Annotated in this window: 20 protein-coding genes; 6 read left to right on the forward strand and 14 right to left on the reverse strand. The window is 31.3% G+C overall.

The genetic code is table 11. From position 1 onward, the window contains the following. Positions 1-9: 9 nt before the first annotated feature. From ligA to HMPREF2930_RS01120, 9 genes are all read right to left on the reverse strand, one after another. On the reverse strand, positions 10-2013 hold the full coding sequence (gene ligA / locus HMPREF2930_RS01080) for an NAD-dependent DNA ligase LigA (protein WP_017175244.1): 2004 nt from the start codon (positions 2011-2013) through the stop codon (positions 10-12). Positions 2014-2016: 3 nt separating this feature from the next. Then, positions 2017-4209, reverse strand: coding sequence for a DNA helicase PcrA (gene pcrA, locus HMPREF2930_RS01085; protein WP_070597196.1), 2193 nt, complete (start codon positions 4207-4209; stop codon positions 2017-2019). Beyond that, positions 4209-4901, reverse strand: coding sequence for a heptaprenylglyceryl phosphate synthase (locus HMPREF2930_RS01090; RefSeq protein WP_017175246.1), 693 nt, complete (start codon positions 4899-4901; stop codon positions 4209-4211). The genes pcrA and HMPREF2930_RS01090 overlap by 1 nt, the downstream gene beginning before the upstream one ends. Before the next feature lie 159 nt (positions 4902-5060). Then, entirely contained in the window at positions 5061-5363 is a 303-nt protein-coding gene (locus HMPREF2930_RS01095; RefSeq protein WP_017175247.1) for a YerC/YecD family TrpR-related protein, read from the reverse strand. Positions 5364-5467: 104 nt separating this feature from the next. Continuing rightward, a complete protein-coding gene (gene purB, locus HMPREF2930_RS01100) occupies positions 5468-6763 on the reverse strand; it encodes an adenylosuccinate lyase (RefSeq protein ID WP_017175248.1) in 1296 nt (431 codons plus the stop codon). 222 nt (positions 6764-6985) lie between these two features. Beyond that, positions 6986-7168 (reverse strand): NETI motif-containing protein, encoded by a 183-nt coding sequence (locus HMPREF2930_RS01105; protein ID WP_002455112.1) that lies wholly within the window; start codon positions 7166-7168, stop codon positions 6986-6988. Next, positions 7149-7754, reverse strand: coding sequence for a DUF2179 domain-containing protein (locus HMPREF2930_RS01110; protein WP_017175249.1), 606 nt, complete (start codon positions 7752-7754; stop codon positions 7149-7151). Before HMPREF2930_RS01110 ends, HMPREF2930_RS01105 begins: the two co-directional genes overlap by 20 nt. Positions 7755-7864: 110 nt before the next feature. Continuing rightward, entirely contained in the window at positions 7865-8701 is an 837-nt protein-coding gene (gene nadE, locus HMPREF2930_RS01115; RefSeq protein WP_017175250.1) for an ammonia-dependent NAD(+) synthetase, read from the reverse strand. Next, positions 8694-10163 (reverse strand): nicotinate phosphoribosyltransferase, encoded by a 1470-nt coding sequence (locus HMPREF2930_RS01120; protein ID WP_017175251.1) that lies wholly within the window; start codon positions 10161-10163, stop codon positions 8694-8696. Before HMPREF2930_RS01120 ends, nadE begins: the two co-directional genes overlap by 8 nt. 178 nt (positions 10164-10341) lie before the next feature. Here HMPREF2930_RS01120 and HMPREF2930_RS01125 point away from each other — a divergent pair, with 178 nt between their 5' ends. Together HMPREF2930_RS01125 and pheA are read left to right on the forward strand one after the other, a co-directional pair. Continuing rightward, positions 10342-11409 (forward strand): nitric oxide synthase oxygenase, encoded by a 1068-nt coding sequence (locus HMPREF2930_RS01125; RefSeq protein WP_017175252.1) that lies wholly within the window; start codon positions 10342-10344, stop codon positions 11407-11409. A 30-nt stretch (positions 11410-11439) separates the two neighbouring features. Continuing rightward, positions 11440-12240 carry a prephenate dehydratase gene (gene pheA, locus HMPREF2930_RS01130; RefSeq protein WP_017175253.1) on the forward strand — a complete coding sequence of 267 codons (801 nt, stop codon included), beginning with the start codon at positions 11440-11442 and terminating at the stop codon, positions 12238-12240. Positions 12241-12420: 180 nt separating this feature from the next. Here the strand turns inward: pheA and HMPREF2930_RS01135 are convergent, their stop codons facing one another. Next, the gene (locus HMPREF2930_RS01135; protein WP_017175254.1) at positions 12421-13980 is read right to left on the reverse strand and encodes an SLC13 family permease; all 1560 of its coding nucleotides are present in this window, start codon (positions 13978-13980) and stop codon (positions 12421-12423) included. Between the two features lie 266 nt (positions 13981-14246). Further along, positions 14247-15329 carry a glycosyl hydrolase family 28-related protein gene (locus tag HMPREF2930_RS01140; protein ID WP_029376776.1) on the reverse strand — a complete coding sequence of 361 codons (1083 nt, stop codon included), beginning with the start codon at positions 15327-15329 and terminating at the stop codon, positions 14247-14249. Positions 15330-15462: 133 nt separating this feature from the next. Here HMPREF2930_RS01140 and HMPREF2930_RS01145 point away from each other — a divergent pair, with 133 nt between their 5' ends. From HMPREF2930_RS01145 to HMPREF2930_RS01155, 3 genes are all read left to right on the forward strand, one after another. Continuing rightward, a complete protein-coding gene (locus HMPREF2930_RS01145) occupies positions 15463-16023 on the forward strand; it encodes a cysteine hydrolase family protein (protein ID WP_002450084.1) in 561 nt (186 codons plus the stop codon). Positions 16024-16071: 48 nt separating this feature from the next. After that, positions 16072-17001, forward strand: coding sequence for a manganese-dependent inorganic pyrophosphatase (locus tag HMPREF2930_RS01150; RefSeq protein ID WP_017175256.1), 930 nt, complete (start codon positions 16072-16074; stop codon positions 16999-17001). Positions 17002-17180: 179 nt separating this feature from the next. Beyond that, positions 17181-18563: an aldehyde dehydrogenase gene (locus tag HMPREF2930_RS01155; RefSeq protein ID WP_017175257.1), complete on the forward strand. Its 1383-nt coding sequence runs from the start codon at positions 17181-17183 to the stop codon at positions 18561-18563. Between the two features lie 57 nt (positions 18564-18620). Here the strand turns inward: HMPREF2930_RS01155 and HMPREF2930_RS01160 are convergent, their stop codons facing one another. Together HMPREF2930_RS01160 and HMPREF2930_RS11360 are read right to left on the reverse strand one after the other, a co-directional pair. Then, positions 18621-19667: a 6-phosphogluconolactonase gene (locus HMPREF2930_RS01160; RefSeq protein ID WP_017175258.1), complete on the reverse strand. Its 1047-nt coding sequence runs from the start codon at positions 19665-19667 to the stop codon at positions 18621-18623. A 122-nt stretch (positions 19668-19789) separates the two neighbouring features. Next, positions 19790-19963 (reverse strand): hypothetical protein, encoded by a 174-nt coding sequence (locus HMPREF2930_RS11360; protein ID WP_002450085.1) that lies wholly within the window; start codon positions 19961-19963, stop codon positions 19790-19792. Between the two features lie 279 nt (positions 19964-20242). On the opposite strand from HMPREF2930_RS11360, the gene HMPREF2930_RS01165 reads away from it, so the two are divergent. Beyond that, positions 20243-21283 (forward strand): C45 family autoproteolytic acyltransferase/hydrolase, encoded by a 1041-nt coding sequence (locus tag HMPREF2930_RS01165; protein WP_017175259.1) that lies wholly within the window; start codon positions 20243-20245, stop codon positions 21281-21283. 65 nt (positions 21284-21348) lie between these two features. Here the strand turns inward: HMPREF2930_RS01165 and HMPREF2930_RS01170 are convergent. After that, positions 21349-22151, reverse strand: an 803-nt coding sequence (locus HMPREF2930_RS01170) for a DUF4097 family beta strand repeat-containing protein (protein WP_070597198.1), incomplete at its 5' end; no start/stop codon positions are given.

The raw sequence follows: 22151 nt of genomic DNA on the forward strand, positions 1-22151 counted from the left end.
CGTTCTCCTCTATTCTGATATTTCATTTTGTTTTTCAATAAATTGTGATTCGGACCATATTTCTGTACCAAATTGTTCAGCTTTAGACAATTTTGAGCCAGCATCTTCACCAGCTATTACTAAATCTGTACTTTTAGTTACACTACTTGTTACTTTAGCACCTTGCATTTCTAACCATGTTGTTGCTTCTTTACGTGTCATTTGTTGTAATTTTCCAGTAAGAACAATAGTCTTATTTTGAAATTCTGGATGTCCTTCAATTTCAGAGGATTTAACACCTTTATATGTCATGTTGACATTTTTATCTTTTAATTTTTCAATAAGTGCTTTAATATCCTCATTATCTAGATACGTTACTACAGATTGTGCTAATTTATCTCCAATATCATGAATCGCTATCAGTTCTTCTTCTGTTACTTTAAGTAAACGATCCATGGTTTCAAATTTCTCTGCTAAAATTTGACTTGCTTTGGCGCCAAGATGTCGTATACCTAAACCAAATAATAAATGTTCTAAAGAATTTTGTTTTGCATGTTCAATAGCGCTTAATAAGTTTTCTACTTTTTTTGTACCCATTCGTTCTAAAGGCAATAAATCTTCTTTAGTTAAATAGAAAATATCACCTACATCTTTAATAAGTTGATGATGATACAGTTGCTGAATAATTTTATTTCCTAGTCCGTCTATATTCATCGCTTGTCGAGAAACAAAATGAATCAATCCTTCCACAAGTTGAGCTTGGCATTTTGGATTGATACATCTAAGCGCAACCTCTCCTTCAATACGCACTAATTCATGACCACAACTTGGACAATGCGTTGGCATACGGTATGGTTTTGCATCATTTGGACGACGGTCAATAATACTTCTTACGACTTCAGGAATAATATCTCCAGCTTTTTTCACTATAACGCTATCACCGATTCTAATATCACGTTCTTTAATTAAATCTTCATTATGAAGCGATGCTCTTGAAACTGTAGTACCCGCAACACGAATAGGTTCTAAAATGGCTGTCGGTGTAACGACGCCAGTACGTCCTATACTTAATTCAATATCTTTAAGTTCTGTGACAACTTCTTCGGCTGGAAACTTATAAGCTATTGCCCAACGTGGAGATTTTTGAGTAAATCCCATTTCGTCTTGTTGATCAAGATCATTCACTTTAATAACAATTCCATCAATATCATAAGATAACTGTTCACGTTGTTTAGTCCACTTTTTAATATATTCTAGTACACCCTCTATATCTTCTACGCGTGCACGTTCATGATTAGTTTTAAAACCTAAACGATCTAATTCATCTAATGCATCACTTTGAGTAGTAGCGTTAAAATCTGTAAAATCATTTACACTATATAAAAAGACACTTAGTTTACGTTTAGCAGCTAATTTAGGATCTAATTGTCTTAAAGAACCTGCTGCTGCATTACGTGGATTAGCAAATGGTTGTTCTTCATTTTTTTCTCTCTCATCATTCAATCTCATAAAGGAACGACGTGGCATATATGCTTCTCCACGAACTTCGACATTTAAAGGTTCTTTAATTTTAAGAGGAATCGCATGAATAGTACGTAGATTTTCTGTAATATCTTCTCCTGTGGTACCATCTCCTCGCGTTAATCCCTGCACAAATCGTCCATCTTCATACTTTAAAGAAACTGCTAAACCATCAATTTTTAGCTCACACATATATTCCACTTTACCAATATGTTCTCGAATACGTTCATCAAAACGTCTTAGTTCTTCTTCATTAAAAGCATTACCTAAACTAAGCATAGGTGTTTCGTGATTTACTTTTTCAAATGATGATTGAGCTTCTCCACCAACCCTAACTGTTGGAGAATCGTCAGTTTTTAGTTCAGGATGTGCATTTTCAATGTCAATTAATTCACGTAATAATTTGTCATATTCACTATCAGGTACAGAAGGATTATCTTTTATATAATATTCGTAACTATATTGATTTAATAAATCATGCAGTTCATTGACACGATTTTGAATGTTATCCATTTACTAATCCTCCTTTTTTTCGATAGGCGCAAATTGAGCTAATAAACGCTTAGGACCTTCAGATTTAAATATAATATCTAATTCAACAGAGCCATTTTTTTCACTTACATTACTCACCATACCTTCGCCCCATGATTTATGTGTCACTTTATCTCCTACCTTCCAATCTGAAGCAGATACTTGTTTTTTAGTAGAAGTCGTACGTTTACTAAAACCACGTTTTGACGATGTAGTTGACTTAGAAGTGATTGTTTGTCGTTTTGATTTTGCTGGTGTTTCTAATAATTCTTCAGGAATTTCTTTTAAGAAGCGTGATGGTAGATTTGCTTGTGAACGTCCAAATAACATACGAGAAGTTGCATGTGTAATATATAACACTTCTTCTGCACGTGTGATGGCTACATAACAAATTCGTCTTTCTTCTTCCATCTCATGTTCGTCATCACTTTTAATTGCTCTAATATGAGGGAAAAGTGATTCTTCCATACCCATTAAGAATACAATTGGGAACTCTAATCCCTTTGCAGAATGCATGGTCATTAACGTTACACCACTATCAATTTGTGCTTCATCAATATCTGCGACAAGTGATAAATCAGTTAAAAAGTTAATCAATGATTGTTCTTCTAAAGGTGTATCTTTTTCATAGTCTTTAGGTACAGACATAAATTCATCAATATTTTCAAGACGACTACGTGATTCAATTGTTTGTTCATGTTCTAACATTTGACGATATCCTGATTTTCCAAGTATTTCCTCAACAATCTCACTAATTTCTAAAAATTCTTGTTCTTTAATTAAGTTTTGAACCATTTCATAAAATTGTATACATTCTTGAGTTACTTTTTTAGAGAGCCCTATAAAATCCACTTCTCCTAATGCATCAAACATACTAATATTGTTATCTAGTGCATATCGTTGAATTTTATCAACTGATGATGGTCCTATCCCTCTTTTAGGAACATTAATAATTCTTTGAAGACTAATATCATCATTACTATTTGCTACTATTCTTAAATAACTTAATAGATCTTTGATTTCTTTACGATCATAGAACTTTTGGCCTCCAACCATCGTATAAGGAATATTTGATTTCATAAATGTTTCTTCTAACACACGTGATTGTGCATTTGTTCGATACAAAATTGCCATATCATTATAGTCTTTTCCAGACTTACGATGTTTAATAATTTCACGAACTACATATTCTGCTTCGTCACGTTCAGTCATCGCTTCATAATATTTAATCTTTTCTCCACCATTATTTGCAGTCCATAACCCTTTAGGCTTCCGTTCAGTATTATGTTTAATCACTTCATTTGCAGCTGTTAAAATGGTTTTTGTTGATCGATAATTTTGTTCTAGGAAAATGGTCTTTGCTTCAGGATAGTCTTCCTCGAAAGATAATATATTTTGAATATCTGCACCACGCCATCCATATATTGATTGATCAGAATCACCTACAACACATAAATTTTTAAATTTACTTGCAAGTAATTTAACAAGTGTATATTGTGCTTTATTTGTATCTTGATACTCATCTACATGGATGTATTGAAATTTATTTTGATAGTATTCTAATGCATCTGGTACACGTTCAAATAAACGAATCGTTTTCATGATTAAATCATCAAAATCCAATGCTTCATTTCTAGACAGTTGACGTTGATATCCACTATATACTGTTGCAACCATTTGTGAATGAAAATCATTTGCTTCTTTCATCGCATCTTCGGGCGTTTTCAATTCATTTTTTAAATTACTGATGGCACCAATAAACATTCTCGGTTCAAAACGTTTACTATCAATATTTTCATTTTTAAGTACATCTTTAATTACAGATTTTTGATCAGTTGGATCAATAATGGTAAAGTTGCGTTCAATTCCAATACGATCTGCATCTCTTCTTAAAATCTTTACACACATTGAATGGAACGTTGACATCCAAATCACTTGAGCTTCTTCACCAACCAAGTGTTCCACACGCTCTTTCATTTCTTTTGCAGCTTTATTAGTAAAGGTAATAGCTAAAATGTTATACGGAGACACATCTTTTTCATCTAATAAGTAGGCTATGCGATGTGTTAACACCCTTGTTTTACCTGAACCTGCGCCAGCCATGATAAGCAGAGGACCTTCTGTCGTTCTAACTGCTTCACTTTGTTCTTTATTCATATTACTTACTAGAGCATTCATTATTTCGACTCCTTCTTTATTTTTACAGTTTTTAAAGCTTTTTTAATATCTGAGTATATAATATTACCTACAATAATTGTATCGGCATAGTTTTTCATTTCTTTAGCTTCAGTTAAAGAACTAATACCGCCACCATAAAATAATTGTGTATGGGTTAACATTTGGGAAGCGGCTTTTACAATATCTTTATCTCCATATGTACCACTATATTCTAAATACAAAATTGGCAACTTATACATTTCTTCAACGAGTTGAGCATAAGCTTCAATATCTTCAACATCTAACTGAGTATTTGATTGTGTCAGTTTGGCTACTTTACTATCTGGATTAAGAACGACATACCCTTCAAGCATCACTTCTTCAAAATTAATCATATGACCATATTGTTTTAATGCTTTATGAAGCAAACCATTATGATACGTCACATCATTACTATTTAATATTGAAGGTATAAAATAAAAGTCAAAGCCAGGCATTACGCTATCTAAATTTGAAACCTCTAGTACTAAAGGTAATGGATATCTTCTAACTCTACTCATAAGATGAATGACATTATCTTCAGTTACATCGTCTGTCCCACCAATCATGATGGCATCAGTATCTGACATACATAAGGCTTCTAAATTTTCGTCGCTAATCTCTTTGGCAGGATCAAGTTTAAATACATGCTGCCACTTTCTAATGTCATACATTATCCATAACTCCTTCTTTTAACATACACTAAATTATAGCATTTTTACCTTTGCAATTCTAAATCAATACACTAAGTTTATACTAGTATAAATTGTAAAAATTATATTCACAAAAAAGAGACAATTGCTATTTTTAGCTAAGCAATTGTCTCTCTTTATTTATTCTTTTGTTTCAACATTTAATCTATCTAAAATCATTGTATACGCATCATTACCCCATTGCAGTGAGCGTTTAACTCTAGATATCGTAGCTGTTGATGCACCAGATTTCTTTTCTATAGTTGCATAAGTAAAACCTTGCTTTATCATTTTAGCAACTTGAAGTCTTTGAGATAAAGATTGAATTTCATTGACTGTACATAAATCATCAAAGAATTGATAACATTCTTCTCTATCTTTAAGTGTTAAGATAGCATCAAATAATTCATCCAATGCTTCTCCTCTTAATTTTTCAATTTGCATCTCAAGCAACCCCTATTTTCAAATTAAATATAACTATATTTTAACGCATTAATTAATTAAAGTGTAGTTATTTCAATTGAAAATACTAAAACTATATTAGTAAACTATTCTAAATTAGCACGTTTAAAAATGGTATCAACTTGGTTCAAATGATGTTTTGGATCAAAACACTCGTCTAATTCTTCTTTAGATAAAACATTTGTAATGGTTGAATCTTGTTCTATAAGTTCACGGAAAGGTGTTTTAGTTTCCCAAGATTTCATTGCTTTAGGTTGTACTTTATCGTATGCTTCTTCACGAACCATACCTTTATTAATCAATGCAAGTAAAACGCGTTGTGAGAAAATAAGACCAAATGTTTTATTGATATTATTTCTCATATTATCTTCAAATACTGTTAAACGGTCGATAATATTAGTAAATCTATTTAAAGCATAATCTAATACAATTGTTACATCTGGTAACATAATTCGCTCTGCAGAAGAATGAGAAATGTCTCGTTCATGCCATAATGGGACATTTTCATAAGCAGTCGTAATATAACCACGAATCACTCTTGAAATACCTGTAATATTTTCTGAACCGATTGGATTACGTTTATGCGGCATTGCTGATGATCCTTTTTGACCTTTTGCAAATGCTTCTTCAACTTCTCTCGTTTCAGTTTTTTGTAAATTACGAACTTCTACAGCAAATTTTTCTAATGATGTCGCAATTAACGCTAAAGTTGCAATGTAATAAGCATGACGATCACGTTGAAGTGTTTGAGTTGATACAGGGGCTGTGTCAATTCCGAGATGTTTACAAACGTAACTTTCAATTTCAGGAGGGATATTGGCAAATGTTCCTACTGCACCACTCATTTTCCCAACTTCAATTTCTTTACGTACCTCTTTAAAACGTTTTAAATTACGTTTCATTTCTGTATACCATAATGCCATTTTTACGCCAAAAGTAGTTGGCTCAGCATGAACACCGTGTGTACGACCCATCATTAATGTATATTTGTATTTTTTAGCTTTTTCTTCAAGTACTTTAATAAAGCGTTCAATATCTTTTTCAATAATTTCATTAGCTTGTTTAATTACATAACTTAATGCAGTATCTACAACATCTGTAGAAGTTAATCCATAATGAACCCATTTACGTTCTTCTCCAAGTGTTTCAGATACTTGTCTTGTAAATGCTACTACATCATGACGTGTTTCTTGTTCAATTTCTTTTGCACGATTGACATCAACTTTAGCATTTTCACGAATTTTTTTTACGTCGTCCTTAGGAATATACCCTAATTCGCTCCAGGCTTCACAAGCAAGAATCTCAACTTCTAACCATGCTTCATATCTATTTTGGTCTGTCCAAATACTAGACATTTCTTCTCTTGAATAACGTTCAATCATTATTAAACTCCTATCTTATGTAATTATTTTTATAAAAAGCTGTACATTAAATCGATTTTAAGTAAAATAGTTCGTATTTAACTCTATATTTATAGTTTAACAGATTCTATACTAAAAGTATAAAGATTTTTTATTCTAATTGAATATAGGTTTACGAACTTTATAAAAATATTAAAAGGTCTCTGACTTCTAAAGTGTCAAAGACCTATATATGAGCAGTTATTAAATGTCGTTTTCGATTTTCTTACCAACAAATTGAATATCTTGTCGTAATATCTTTATATTTCCTTGTTTATCTTCAAAGTACACAGGTTTTTCAATACGTCTGACTGGCATGTATCCTTCTTTTCTCATACGTGCAATACAATCTGAAATAGTTTCATTTTCATTTACCTTGAACTTCACTATGTTCCACAACACTTTCTATTTCTTCTACTTCATATGCTTTTACTTTCTTAGTTCGAACACCTTTAGTCCAGAATCCACCGTGAATGGCTCTAGGTTCATACGCAATGATAAATGCTTTTTCATCTAAACTACGAACAGTTTCCATTAATTTTCGTTCATAACGTCTAGGTGTTAAAATTTGCATTACCATTCGACTTCCATCTCTACCATGTGCTTCATAGTGAGTAACACCATAACCTAAATTTCGTAACTCTTTAGGTAAATCGAGCTCATATTCTGAAGATGTTACGTTTACAACTGTATAGCCTAACGCAAGCTTTTCTTCAATTTTCATTCCAACAATGATACCTATTGAGAATCCAAAGGCATATGCAATAATATTTTGAATTTGATCTAAACTAGACATCACTAGCCCTAATCCAACAACATATATTAAAACTTCAAAAAAACTTACTACTGCTGCCATATAACGATATCCTTTTAACGTTAAAATTGTGCGCATTGTAAGAAATGTAACATAAAAAACGTTAATGATGAATATCGCTAATACCATTATCCATGGATTTGACGTTATTACTGACATATTATTCCTCATTTCATTTAACTAAAATTCGAAATAATTTTATCAGTCACAAATAATTTTGTCACTAAAAACTAATAGTAATTAAATCATTTAATTATTAACGTATTCATTTATTCTTTTGCATGTGAATGTTTAGGCCAAGTATAGCGAGTATATGCCAATTCTCTTTTATGTGCATTTTTAACATAATGATTCTCTATCGTTGTTTTTGCATCACTTGGTACTTCTTTGCCCTCTAAGTAGTCATCAATTTGATTATAAGTTACCCCTAATGCTTCCTCATCAGGTAATTGAGGTTTATCATCTTCTAAATCAGCAGTAGGCACTTTTTCATATAAATGTGATGGCGCTTCTAAATATTCCAAAAGCTGTCTACCTTGGCGTTTATCCAGTCCAAAAATAGGTGCAATATCAGCAGCACCATCACCGTATTTAGTATAAAAACCTGTGATATTTTCAGCTGAATGGTCCGTTCCTATAACAATACCACTACGATTTGAAGCAATAGAAAATTGTACTTTCATGCGCTCTCTTGCTTTTTCATTTCCTCTTTGGAAGTCTGTAAGTTCAATACCCGCTTCTTTCAATGATGCTACACTTTGATCTACTGCCGGTTTAATATTAACTGTAATCACTTCATCAGGTTGAATAAAATGAAGTGCATCTTCTACTTCATCAGCATCCTTTTGTTTACCATAGGGAAGTTTAACTGCTATAAATTGGCATTCTCTTCCTTCTTTACGGAGTTCTTCAACTGCTAATTGCGCTAATTTACCAGTGAGTGTAGAATCTTGACCACCAGATATACCAAGTACTAATGACTTAATAAATGTATGTGATTGAACATAATTTTTAATGAATTGGATAATCTCACGAATTTCTTGTTGACTATCAATATGTTTCTTTACTTTCATTTCTTTTACTACGATATCTTGTAAATTAGTCATTGTCTTCCTCCATTTCCTTAACATGTTCTGTCACTTCAAGAATGCGCTTTTGTTTATTATTCCAACAACTTGTGCTTAAATCTACTGGATATTCTTGTGGATTTAAATAACGTTTATTTTCTTCCCACAATTGTGATAATGATTGTTTTAAATAATCTTGAGTTTCTTTTTCACTTGGTAAGTCATAAACTAACTTACCATTTTCGAAAATTGAATGATGTAAATCAACCGCTTCAAAATGCTTAACATGTTTCATTTTATAAGTATGAACTGGATGGAACATCTTTAATGGTTTTTCTTTATTAGGATTTTCATGTTCAAGCGTGATATAGTCACCTTCAGCCTTGCCAGTTTTAGTATTAATAATACGATATACTTTTTTCTTACCAGGCGTAGTAACTTTTTCCGCATTATTTGATAGCTTGATACGATCTACATATTCACCTTCATTATTTTCAACAGCGACAAGCTTATAAACTGCTCCTAAGGCTGGTTGATCATAACCCGTGATCAATTTAGTCCCTACACCCCAAGAATCTACTTTTGCACCCTGTGCCTTTAAACTGGTAATTGTTTGCTCATCTAAATCATTTGAAGCAATGATTTTTGCGTCTTTAAAGCCTGCATCATCAAGCATACGACGAGCTTTTTTCGATAAATATGCAATGTCACCAGAATCTAATCTTATACCTATAAAATTAATGGAATCTCCTAATTCTTTTGCAACTTTAATTGCAGTTGGTACCCCTGATTTTAAAGTGTGGAACGTATCTACTAAAAACACACAATTTTTATGTCGTTCTGCATAAATCTTAAATGCTTTATACTCATCACCATATGTTTGAACGAGTGCATGAGCATGAGTTCCGGAAACTGGAATATCAAATAATTTGCCTGCTCGGACATTACTTGTTGAATCAAACCCACCAATATATGCTGCACGCGCTCCCCAAACTGCGGCATCAATTTCTTGTGCACGTCGTGTACCAAATTCCATTAACGTATCTTGTGGTGCAACTTGACGAATTCTACTAGCTTTCGTTGTAATAAGCGTATGAAAATTTACAATATTAAGTAAAATCGTTTCAATAAGTTGAGCTTGAATTAATGGCGCTTCTACTCGTAATAATGGTTCATTCCCAAAACACAATTCCCCTTCTTGCATCGCGCGAATATTCCCTGTAAATTTCAAATTTTTAAGATATTTTAAAAAATCATTTTTATATCCTATTGATTGTAAATATTCGATATCAGAATCACTAAAATGGAAGTTTTCTATAAATTGAATCATCCTTTTTAACCCATTAAAAACAGCATATCCACTTCCAAATGGCATATTTCTGAAATACAAATCAAACACTGCATTTCTTTCATGAATACCGTCATTCCAGTAACTTTCTGCCATATTTATTTGATATAAGTCATTATGTAACATTAAACTATCATCTTCGTAACGATACATCCTCATCTCTCCTAACAACCTTTTTGTATATTTTATCACAATTCAGTAATAGTGAGTATTTTCGATAATAGTCTTTAATTTAAAAATTAAATTTTTTTAATTCGACAAATTCATGACATAAGTATTTATTGTATGTGTTATATCAGTTACTCGCTTATAATACTATTGAGGTGTTTATATGCTATTAGAAGAAGCTAAAAATTTTATCCAAACTATGTATGGTGAATTAAATTACTCAAATCATATTATTTCTAAACGTATCACTGAGATAGAGAAAGAAATCAATCAAACAGGTACTTATACACATACTTATGAAGAACTAAATTATGGTGCTAAAATGGCATGGCGTAATTCCAATCGATGTGTCGGCCGCTTATTTTGGGAATCATTAAACGTTGTGGATGCACGAGATATTTATACAGAACAACATTTCTTAGATGCGCTTCATAATCATTTAAGCAAAGCAACAAATGGCGGTAAAATCAAACCATATATCACTATATTTTCTTCAACTGATGCACCTAAAATATATAACAATCAATTAATACGTTACGCAGGATATGAAGATAAAGGCGATCCATCAGAACGCGAGATAACGCAATTAGCTAATCATTTGGGATGGAAAGGCAAAGGTTCAGACTTTGACGTGCTTCCTCTTATTTATCAATTACCAAATTCACCTATAAAATATCATGAATTTCCAGCTTCATTGATTAAAGAAGTTGATATAGAACATGATCAATTTCCAAAGCTGAAAGATTTACATTTAAAATGGTATGGTGTTCCTATTATTTCTAATATGGATTTGAAAATAGGTGGAATTACATATCCAACTGCTCCTTTTAATGGTTGGTACATGGTCACTGAAATTGCAGTTCGTAATTTTACTGATACTTACCGCTATAATTTGCTTGAAAAAGTTGCAGAAACATTTGAATTTGGTACACTTAAAAATAATTCATTTAATAAAGATCGTACATTAGTAGAATTAAATTATGCAGTTTATCACTCTTTTAAATCACAGGGTGTTTCTATTGTTGACCACTTAACTGCTGCTAAACAATTTGAATTATTTGAAGAAAAAGAGGAACAGCATCATCGTGATGTTACTGGAAAATGGTCATGGTTAGCCCCACCGTTATCGCCAACGTTAACTGCTAATTATCATCATGGATACAAAAATATTATTAAAGATCCTAATTTCCATTATAAAAAAGCGATACCGATGAAATGTCCATTCCACTAGTGTACAAGATTCATGAGGTGACAATTCATCATGCATTTATATTATTTAGGTCCCGAAGGTACATTTTCATATTTAGCTGCTAAAAAATATTTTTCAAAAGATAACTTTAATTTCATACCAAAGTCTAATTTATACGAAGTCATTAAGGCAGTAAATAGTGACGCTCAATCTGTAGCAATTGTACCAATAGAAAATTCAATTGAAGGAACTATAAACATTGTGGCAGATGCACTGGCTCAACAACATGTTTTTGCACATGGGGAAATACATTTAGATATTAATTTTGGTTTATATGCGACAAGTGATTCAAAGGTAGAAAATATAAAAAAGGTATACTCTATCGCACCAGCCATCAGTCAAACAAGCCAATACATTCAAAAACATCAATTTTCTTACGATTATGTTGACAGTACGATTCAAGGATTAGAAAAAATTTCCTCAGATGTAGCTGCCATTGTTCCTGTGGGTAGTGGTGAAATGTACGGATATACTGCTATAGAGAGTAATATTCAAGATTATCCGCATAATGTTACACGTTTTTTAGTCATAAAAAATGATAATAACTTTGAGTCTAAAACGAATAACACAATGCTATTAATTACCCCTAAGTATGACAAAGCTGGATTACTGGCAAGTATACTGACTACATTTGCATTATTTGATATTAATTTATCATGGATTGAATCAAGACCACTGAAAACTCAACTGGGTATGTATCGTTTCTTTGTACAAGCAGATACCGGTCTATCAGATAATTTGAATAAAGTTATCTCGATATTAGAAACATTAGATTTTTCAGTAAAAATTATTGGCGCTTTTCATCGTCAATAAAATAGAGTGGACAATATTTGTGTTGAAGTTATCCTCTCATTCTGAAAATCTAACCGCATCATATTAAAAATGCCTAGGATCACTCATGAACTCATGATGTCCCAGGCTCTTTTTATGTATTTATTTAAAGTATTAAGATAAAACATACATAATGAATATATGATTTCAAGATATTTAATTTTATTTTAAATTTAATGTGTCAGAAATATCAAATCCTAAAATATGTGGCATTAAGAAATAAACAACTACTATAATAATCACTGCAGAAATTAAATTAACCCAAACTCCTACTTTAGCCATTTCTTTAATACTCAACTTACCTGATCCAAATATAATAGCATTTGGGGGTGTTCCTACTGGTAACATGTAAGCACAGTTTGCTGCCATAGCTGCAGGTACCATTAATAACAATGGATGTACACCTACTGCTACAGATAGCGCAGCAAGAATAGGTAAAATCATTGTAGCAGTTGCTGTATTCGAAGTCACTTCTGTTAAAAATAACACAAATATTGTAATGACAATAACGATTACTAGTGGATGCACCCCATCTAACATTTTCAGTTGCTCACCTAGCCATTTTGCTAAACCACTTTCTGAAATTCCTTTTGCTAAAGCTAAGCCTCCACCAAATAATATAAGTACACCCCATGGTAATTCTTTTGCCACTTCCCAATCAATAATTCGCTTATGCTTTTCTTTACTTTTAGCCGGAAATATAAAAAGTAAAATAGAAATAAATATTGCAATTGTACCGTCTGCAACTTCAGATGTTATTGAAAAATTTTTTAAAATAAATTCTCTTGTTATCCATAGTAAGCTGGCAAGAATAAAAATAGCTTGAACTACTTTTTCTTCATAAGACATTTTACCAAGACGATTGAGTTTATCTTCAATCAATGTTTGACCACCCGGTAAATACTTCAGATCATGTCTAAATGCGATAAATCTTAAATAAGCCCATGCTAGTGCTATTAAAATAATGACTGTAGGAATACCAACAATCATCCATTTAGCAAAGCTAATTTCTTGTCCAAAATGTTGTTCAAATTGTCCTTTTAGTATAATGAGTGGCGGTGTTCCAATAAGTGTACCTAATCCTCCGATGGTCCCAGAATAACCAATTGCTAAAACAAGTGATTTTTCAAATTTCGAAATACTATCTGATTTAACGTCATCATCTTTCAACTCATTCGCTTCTTTAATAATTGCTAAACCAATAGGTATCATTATCATAACAGCCGCTGTATTTGATACAAACATTGATAGGAATCCTGTAGCAATCATGAATCCTAATAATATTTTACTCGTGCTTGCCCCAATATATCTAATAATAGTTAAAGCTACACGTGTATGTAAATTCCACCTTTCCATAGCAATTGCAAGAATAAAACCACCTAAAAATAAAAAGATAATATCATTACCATATTCAGAAGAGACTTGTTCAGGCGAAAGTACATGTCCTAAAGGCAAAAGTATGAGTGGTAAAAAACTCGTTGCAGCAATTGGTATCGCTTCTGTAATCCACCAAATAGCTATCCACACCGTAATTCCTAAAACATATACCCCTTTGAAAGGAAGTTCTACTGGATGAAAGAATGATAAGATAAGAACAAACAATAACGGTCCTAAAATGAGCCCCAATAATTGCCCCATAGAATAAGATTGATTTGTATGATCTTTTTTAGAAAAAAATGTTAAGTATTGTGCATTTCTTCGAAAACCTGATTGCTTAGTCATCTAATTCTCCCCCTTTAAAATTAGAAACTTAACTTAATATATTCTATTTTTAGAAATATGGCATCATCTCAACAAAGTTGATTTGATACCTATTATATTGCAAACAAGCCTCATAGAAATCTGACTTTTTTGAAAATATATAATGATATTATAACATAAAAGAAAATAATGATATTATAACATAAAAGAAAACGCTTTATTATATATCATAATAAAGCGCGTATCATTTATTTTTCATCTATAATTATACCTTTTTAAATTAAATACTAATCAATATTAATTTTTTTAACTTTAACTTTATCACTTTGATTAAATGTCAAATTAGAAATATCTTCTAAATGTAATCTTTGTGTCGAATGATTAAACGAATTACCTGCAATAAAAACATTAGTATGTTTTACATTATTATAACTTCTCACGTGTATAGCATCTCTTTTCATTTCTCCTTCGAAATGATTACCGGTTACAGTCAAATTATCTCCAGCTTGAGTCTTTTGAACTTGTCCTGTAGAAACATCAGCCGCATTTTTTCCATCTTTAACTCCAAGAAAACGAATACCACCATTACAATTTATAAAGGTATTATTTGAGATAAACATTGTCTTTGATTTTAACGGAGTTAATGCATATTCATTCATTCCGTTAAACACATTATTCCTTATATGAATATTTTCGTAAAAGCGATTATAACGACTGGCATGAGAGCCTATCGCTCTATTCCAAGCTTGCATTTTATATTGGTTTGAATTTCCAAAATAGCAATCTTCAATGACAACATTTTTGGTAATCGTGCCATCAGTCGTACCAAATTTAGGAAATGACCCAGGCACTTGAATGTCTAATTGAATTGCTTCAGAAAATGAGCGATCACCATTTACATCAAAAAAGCCTTTAAACTTACAGTTCTTAATATATAAACCATTGATTCCACAAGCATCTAGTGCATGTCCACCTACAACATCAAGTACTGTAATATCTATTAACTCGATATCTTCAGCATGACCTATAGACATTGCGGTATTATTATAGGGGTACTTTGAACCGTTCATATCAAATATACCACCTTTTATTTTAATATGCCCATTTCCTTGATATCCATGATAGAAACCAAATTTTTTACCATTTTTTAACAATGCATCTCTCGAGTGACGCTGCAAGATGGTATCATCTTCTAATATTAAAGTGGTATGATTATATATCACTAATGCTTTACTAATATAATAAGTCCCAGATGGTATATAAACTGTATGTTCTCCGTATCTTGCGGCATTAAGTGCTTTTTGTATAGCTTTAGTATCTCTTCGTTTATGTTTTCCTTTTAAACCAAAATCCTGTGCATTGATCAATATTTTTTATCCCCTATCTTATGTTGTTATTAAATATATTTGTAACCATAATGGTGTATAGCTATACTATATTTATAATTTAATATTATACATTTTTTAAGGTATTCAAACATTTATTAAGAAAGGGATGTTTATTATGACTAACAAAGCATTGATTGTTGTAGATTATTCTTATGATTTTATCGCTGATGACGGTCGATTAACTTGTGGTAAACCAGGCCAAGATATTGAACAGTTTATTGTAGAAAGACTCAATCAATATCAACATCAACATGATAATATCTTTTTCATGATGGATTTACATTTTGAAGAAGACCCGTATCATCCTGAAACTAAATTATTCCCACCACATAACATTGAAGGCACTTCAGGTCGTCAATTATATGGTAAGGTAAAATCATTTTTTGATAAATATAAAAATGAAGATACTGTACATTATTTAGATAAGCGACGTTATGATTCTTTTTATGGTACTGCTTTAGATAGTTTATTAAGAGAAAGACATATTGATACTGTTGAAATTGTAGGTGTATGTACTGATATATGTGTACTCCATACAGCAATTTCTGCTTATAATTTAGGCTATCATATTATCATCCCTGAACAAGGTGTTGCCTCATTTAATGAAGAGGGTCATCAGTTCGCTTTAGCTCATTTTAAAAACTCATTAGGTGCAAAGGTAGAAGTTATCAATTAAAACATGCTAAAATAAGGATAAATTTAAAAATTAAGGGTGAATAAATCAATGGCAAAAACTTATATTTTTGGACATCAAAATCCGGATACAGATGCAATATCTTCAGCTATTATCATGGCTGATTTTGAACAACAAACTGGAAATTCTGAAGCAACTCCTTATCGCTTAGGTGAAGTGAGTGCTGAAACAAAATATGCATTAGATCATTTTAAAGTTGATGCACCAACTTTATTAAATGATGATTTAGAAGGTCAAGACGTTATCTTAGTTGACCACAATGAATTCCAACAAAGTGCTGAAACTATTGCTAAAGCGAATATTGTGAATGTCGTAGATCATCATAGAATTGCGAACTTTGAAACAGCAGGCCCTTTATACTATCGTGCAGAACCTGTAGGTTGTACTGCTACAATTCTTTATAAAATGTATAAAGAACGTAACTTTAAGATTAAACCTGAAATTGCTGGATTAATGATTTCAGCTATTATTTCAGATAGTTTATTATTTAAATCTCCAACATGTACTGAAGAAGATGTAAATACTGCTAAAGCATTAAAAGACATTGCTAATGTCGATTTAGATGAATATGGTTTAGAAATGTTGAAAGCAGGTGCTTCAACAACTGATAAATCTGCTGAAGAGTTATTAAATATGGATGCTAAATCATTTAATATGGGAGATTATGTTACTCGTATTGCTCAAGTCAATACTGTAGATATTGATGAAGTCTTAAATCGTAAAGATGAATTGGAAAAAGCAATGTTAGAAACAAGTGCAAACGAAAAATATGATTTATTTGTATTAGTTGTCACTGATATTATTAACAGTGATTCTAAAATTTTAGTTGTCGGGGCTGAAAAGGATAAAGTTGGTCAAGCCTTCAATGTTCAATTAGATGATGGTATGGCTTTCTTATCAGGTGTAGTTTCTCGTAAAAAACAAGTTGTACCTCAAATCACTGAAATTTTAACTAAATAATTCATATTTTAATTCATATATAATAAGGCTGAGATAGTAGGTTACTTAACTCTCAGCCTTTTTTTAATTTATTTTAATCATTCATTCAAATGTTTTAACCTTGGATACATTTAACTAAAATTATATAGTCAATCACACCTATAACGGTATTGGGATTGACTGTACAGGAGGTACTACAATTGAATTTAATAGAAAAACAATTTCAAGAAAGTAAACAGTTTTTTAAAACACATCAAACTAAAGATATCAAATTTCGTAAACAACAATTAAAACTATTAAGTAAAAGTATTAAAGACCATGAAACAGAATTATTAGAGTCGTTAAAAATAGACTTAGGGAAAGGTTCAGTAGAAGCGTATGCTACTGAAATTGGTATACTTTTAAAAAGTATAAAAACAGCTCGTAAAGAATTAAAAAACTGGGCTAAAACTAAGCAAGTAGATACACCCCTATTTATGTTTCCATCAAAGAGTTATATTAAGCCTGAGCCTTATGGGACAATATTAATTATCGGTCCCTTTAATTATCCTGTACAACTTTTATTCGAACCTCTTATTGGTGCTATAGCAGCTGGTAATAACGCCATCATTAAACCTTCTGAACTTACTCCTCATGTTGCACAAGTAGTGCGAAAAGTGATTGAGGATGTATTTACAAGCGATTTTGTAGCTGTCGTTGAAGGTGGCGTTGAAGAAACTCAAACATTAATCAATCTTCCATTTGATTATATATTCTTTACTGGTAGCGAAAATGTAGGTCGAATTGTTTACGAAGCAACAAGTAAAAATTTAGTTCCTGTCACACTTGAACTTGGTGGTAAATCACCAGTGATTGTAGATGAAACTGCTAATATTAAAGTAGCAAGTGATCGTATTAGCTTTGGTAAATTCACCAATGCTGGTCAAACTTGTGTAGCACCAGATTACATTTTAGTGAATAGAAAAGTTAAAAATGAATTAATTCAATCATTTAAACAATCTATTGAAGAATTCTATGGCAAAAATATTCAAAATAGTCCTGATTTTGGACGTATTGTTAATACAAAACATTTTAATCGACTTTCTGAATTATTAGCAATACATCGTAATGAAGTGATTTTTGGTGGGCATACGGATGAAAATGAACAATATATCGAACCTACAATTTTAGACGGCATTACCCCACAATCTAAAATTATGGAAGAAGAAATTTTTGGTCCATTATTACCCATCATCGTCTACGATGATTTTAATGAAGCGATAGATATTATTCAAAGCAAATCTAAACCTCTAAGCTTATATTTATTTAGTGAAGATGAAAATACAACGAACTGTGTGCTAGAAGAATTGTCATTTGGTGGCGGTGCAATCAATGACACTTTAATGCATTTAGCTAACCCAAATTTACCTTTTGGTGGCGTAGGTGCTTCAGGAATTGGCGAATATCATGGCAAATATTCATTTGATACATTTAGTCATATGAAATCATATATTTTTAAATCTACTCGACTAGATTCGAGTATTATCTATCCCCCTTATAAAGGTAAATTCAAATATATTAGAACATTTTTCAAAAACTTATAAAAAAATCCCTATAATGGCTCACTTTACAAGTGTTTACATTATAGGGATATTTTTTATCTATAACAATGAATTCAAGAAATCAACAAATACACCTTCAGGTGCGGTATACTGATTGTCAGTAGCAATCAACATACCACTATTTGTATCACGTCTAAATACTGTTAGCGCGTAATTTCCTTCTTGATGTGCACATACAAGGTATTCATCTGACTCAGTAATATTAAAATCTCTTGGAAATTCTCCCCCGCTTTTTACTATTTCAATCGGGTTAATTCCTTTTCCATCATCAACTACTGTAAATATCGCTATACTATCATGTCCGCGATTACTAATATATAGATTTTGTTGATCATGAGATAGTCTCACAGCTGCTAATTTAGTTTCTCCAGTGAAATCTTCAGGAATCGTTAAATGACGTTCAATTTCTTCAAATTTTCCATCATGATATTGTACAACGCTTACTCTATTAGATAACTCATGAACAACATACGCGTATGTCCCATTATTATGGAATTCAATATGACGCGGTCCATCTTCAGCATGGAATTTTGATACTGCATGTTCTTTAAACCCTTCAACTCCGAATGTATATGTTACAATTTTATCTGCACCTAAATCAGTCACAGCTACATATTTATGGTCAGGGGTTTCTCTAATAAAATGAATATGATTATGATCTTGACGCTCATGTGTTCCAGTTGGATAACTATGTTCTAACTCTTCAATTAATTTTACCACTTCGCCTGTCTCTGGATTAAGTTGATATATACGTGCTATTCCAGCAGTATAAACCGCTTCGAATAAGAAGTTATGATCACTAGAAACAGAAATATAACACCCTGTTCCATTCTCTGAAGCTAAACATTTATTAATGAGTGTAAGCTGTCCATTCTCGTCTTTTTTAAATGCAGCCACACCACATGCTTCATTCTCTTTAGTAATTGCATACAAAAATTGTTCAGTTTGAGCAAGATAAGTCGATGCTTCGATATCATATCCTGTATCTACTGATTGTATTTCTCCATTATCTTCATTAAGTTCGAATATATAAATACCCTTACCTTCTTTTTTTGTATAAGACCCCACATAACCTTTGGTTGTCATTTTAATACCTCCATTATATTCAATATTATTAACATTTATACTAGCCAATTGTATTTATTTAAGAGTAATAAAAAAAACCAGTAACTTCAAATGAAATTACTGGTATATAGTACATCGTTGCATTAAGCATTATTGCTTTCAATATCAGATACGATTTCTTTTGTTTTTCTTTCGATATCTTCAAAGTCTTTTTTGAAAATAAAGCCAAATACTACTACTACTACACCAACAACTAGTGCTGTAATAGCTGTAAAGCTTAATAAGAATTTAAATAAACCTTTAATGAAATCCCACATTTATGTTTCACCCCTGTACTTAAAATAAATACGTTTACATTAAATCATTTTAACATAGTTAACGTTATGATTAAATACATACCTTTTTATATATTATTTCAAACCTAAAATTAAAGATTTTTAAAAAATCAAATATTTTTTCTTTATTTATAATGAATGACATTTATCTTATTTACACAGTGAATTACTATCATATATAAATAAACATTATAAGACTTTAAATTTAATATAAATTATTGTTCAATATAAATAATAAAACAAATGATAGGAGGATTTTTCATGCAAGAAGTTAAGTCAGATATTATGACCTTTCGCGGATCACATTTTGATTTAGGTATCAAAACTGCTCAGTGGTTAAAACAGACGCCCTTACTAGAAAATAGAGAACGTGAATGGAAGAAGCGTATACCTCGTTTTGACATTGATGTTAATGAAACATATAGCATTTTCCAAACGTATGCACCAGAAATCTGGGAAGAATTATTAGGAATGCAAGAGATATTAAATTTACCGACTAAACAAATGATTTTAAATTTCGGTCACTATCGTTTTACTGATTTAAATGAAAGTGGATGTACAGTTTTTCAAGGTAAAGATTATATGGTTCGTAATTATGACTATCATCCTGCTACATATGATGGCAGATATCTTCTTTATCAACCAAATGATGGTGGACTCGCGCAAATAGGACCAACCTCTAGAGTAACTGGTCGTATGGATGGTATGAATGAAGCAGGTCTTGTGATGGGATATAATTTTATGCACCGTAAGCATCCTGCAAATGGATTTGTATGTTATATGGTAGGACGACTTGTCTTAGAATATTGTAAAGATGTAAAAGAAGCAATTCAATTTCTAAAAGAGTTACCCCATAGAAGTTCATTTAGTTATATTTTAATGGATAAGCATTTAAATCATGCAATTGTTGAAATTACGCCACGCTCATTTGATGTTAGATATGATAAAGTTTGTACTAATCACTTTGAAATATTAACACATGAAAATCGTAACTATACCAAAGAATCTAAAGAACGTCTTGCTCGCACAATTAGTCAAACTTCAGAAGATATAGATAAATATACTGCGTTTAAACTTTTTAATGATCCTAAATATAATATTTATAGTAAGTTATTTAAAAGTTGGTCAGGAACGATTCATACATCAATGTATGAACCTAAACATTTAAAAGCTTGGATGACATTAGGTGAGAATAGACCCCCTCTATCTATCGACTTTCAATCATGGTTAGAGGGTCATGAACTTGATTTAATAGAATTTACTGGAAAGCTAGATACTGATTTAACATTTGCTACGTATTAATAAAAAAAGATTAGATAAACGTTTTAAAATTTAATTAATCAACGTTTTGTCTAATCTTTTTCATCCTATTTAATATTTATATCACCTTTAACGTTATAACACTCTATAATATTATAACTATTACCTACTTTGCTATCTTTAAAATAAGGATTCTTAATGTTATTGTCACCCATTCCTGGATGTAGTTTTAACAAGGTGTCTTTAGGCTTGGTTTTATAATCAATGTTTATATTACCTTTTTTACTTGAGCTCTTCATATCAATTTGACTTGGCATGTTTTTAAAGTCAAGCTTTCCTTCATTTGTAATGAACAATCCATTTTTCAAGGTACAATGATTAACCACAATATTAGAATGTATTACTTTAAATTGACTATTTTTTATATCACTATTTTTTATATTAATTGTGCCATGATCACTATAATAATCAATACGATCAAGTTTAGCTTCTTTGATATTTAAATTTTCTCCGTCTTTTCTAATTCTAGCTTTTTTGATATCTATGTTATTAATATTTAATTTTCCTAATTTAGCATCAATATTTAATTGTTTTAATTTATCAGGTGGAATGGTTATATGTATGTTGAACTTACTTCTTTTAAAAGGGTTTAGATTAAAGCTATATCCTCTTTTAGAAGAACGTGATTCTTTTACATTTAAGCTGCCTTTTTGAGTGTTCACTTTTATACTATTGTCCCCATAATATTTCACTCTAAATGAAGAACCTTGAGTAATAGTGATATCAGAACTATAACTATCTATATTCAATTTAGAGATAGATGATTGATGAAACGTTTCATTATATTTCAGTCGTTTATAGATATCTTTATCATGAACAAACCATACTAACGTGGCTGCTAGAAAAAAAA

Source organism: Staphylococcus sp. HMSC068C09, assembly GCF_001813735.1.
Classification (GTDB): Bacteria; Bacillota; Bacilli; order Staphylococcales; family Staphylococcaceae; genus Staphylococcus; species Staphylococcus hominis.